Here is a 1,781-nt window from a genome sequence, read left to right on the forward strand (position 1 = left end):
TGGGCGGAATATTCAATGAGTCGTTTCATTCTTAATCCATTTAATCTGTTTGCTACTTATAATATACAATGAATTCACTACATAAAATCGCAGAAAAGTATCTCACTGTAATTAAAAAATCACTTACTGGTTCATTAGACACTTCTCAACCAGACCACTGGCAATTTAACATTGCTTCCACCAAAGCCTTTAGGTCATTTATGACGAACGGACAAGTAAGAACACTTATCGGTCCTAAGCGCTTAGATAATATAGAACAATCAATCAAACATATAACGAGTAACCGTGTAGTGGGGGATGTTGTTGAAGCAGGATGCTGGCGAGGCGGTGCTTTATTGTATTTAAAAGCTTGTCTGAATGTTTATGGTGATCAGGACGTACCCAAAAGGAATGTTTGGGGTGCTGATTTATTCCCTGAATCAAGCTCCTTGGTGACTTCTTATTCTAAATTAATTCGTCTTAAAAGTTTATTAAAAATCAGAAGGCTTTTGCCCAAAAAATCTCAACAACGTTTGGCGAACTATGTGATGGAAGCCTTTCCTAATGAACAATATGATAAAACTACTTTAAGTAAGATTTTTGCTCTCGCCAATTCATTGACCTATATTAAAAAAGAATCATTAATTTCAACTTCTCATCAGGATCTTTTAGAGGCGTTCAAACGATATGATTTGTATGATGACACCATCAAATTAATGCCAGGCTGGTTTAAAGACACCTTGCCGCAAATGCAAGAGCAAATTGAACAGATTGCTCTTTTGCGGATTGACGCTGATTTTTATCAATCCACGTTGGATGTGCTTAACACCTTATATCCCAAGCTCGCGCAAAATGGTATTTGCATTATTGATGATTATGGTGGCTTTACTGAATGCCAAAGAGCGGTGGATGAGTATCGCAAACAACATCAGATTACTGAGCCCCTGGAGTCAGTTGACGGCACTTGTTATTACTGGATCGTGAAGAATCGCATCCACCAAGGAAGTTAAGATCTGACCTGGTCCCAGCTCAACAAAATCCAAATATCCCAAAGCTAAACAATATTCTATGCTTTGATGCCAAAATACAGGACTCACTAACTGCTGGCTAAGTAGTTTCGCCATCTCTATTGGACAATCAACATGTGCCCGTGCGGTTGCATTGAAGATGATGGGATATCGCGGTGGATTCAATTTGAATTCCTTGAGATAAGAATAAAAGGTTTCAGCAGCCTCATGCATCAAGGGTGAATGGAATGCACCGCTTACCTTTAAGGGAATAAAGCGTCCTTCAACGAATAATTTGGAACTGGCATCAATTGATTGCTTGGTTCCTGCAATTACGGTTTGCATTGGGGAATTATAATTAGCAATTACAACCGACAGTTGTTTTTTTTCGATAATCTCCTGGATTTGTGTCGGACTTATTCCTACAATTGCCGCCATGGCCCCTTCTTTAGCCTCACTCATCAATTCTGCGCGGCGTTTAACGATGTTTAATCCCGTCGCAAAATCGAAAACTTCAGAGGCATACAGTGCTGCATATTCCCCTAAACTATGTCCCAACACCATATCCACTTTTAAATCAGCTTTTCTCTCAAGCCAAGCCATAACCGAAATACAGTAAATGAGTGGTTGAGTGTATCGTGTTTGATTTATTACTTCGCTGAATACAGCTTGCTTAATGTCATAACCGAGGATTTGATTTGCTTGCTCCACCATCTCGGGAAATAATGTAAATAACTCCTTTCCCATCCCTTTGTGTTGAGATCCTTGTCCTGGAAATAATAATACACTCATAGC

General features: G+C 39.2%; 2 protein-coding genes. One reads left to right on the plus strand and one right to left on the minus strand.

All coding sequences use genetic code 11. The features are described 5' to 3' along the window. Positions 1-68: 68 nt before the first annotated feature. Positions 69-989 (plus strand): TylF/MycF/NovP-related O-methyltransferase, encoded by a 921-nt coding sequence (locus tag ACWTE2_RS12085; RefSeq protein ID WP_454785528.1) that lies wholly within the window; start codon positions 69-71, stop codon positions 987-989. On the opposite strand, the gene fabD is transcribed toward ACWTE2_RS12085, so the two are convergent. Beyond that, the gene (gene fabD, locus ACWTE2_RS12090) at positions 930-1,778 is read right to left on the minus strand and encodes an ACP S-malonyltransferase (protein WP_454785529.1); all 849 of its coding nucleotides are present in this window, start codon (positions 1,776-1,778) and stop codon (positions 930-932) included. The genes ACWTE2_RS12085 and fabD overlap by 60 nt on opposite strands. Between the last annotated feature and the right edge of the window lie 3 nt (positions 1,779-1,781).

The sequence above is a fragment of the Legionella nigrisilvae genome (genome assembly GCF_977063395.2).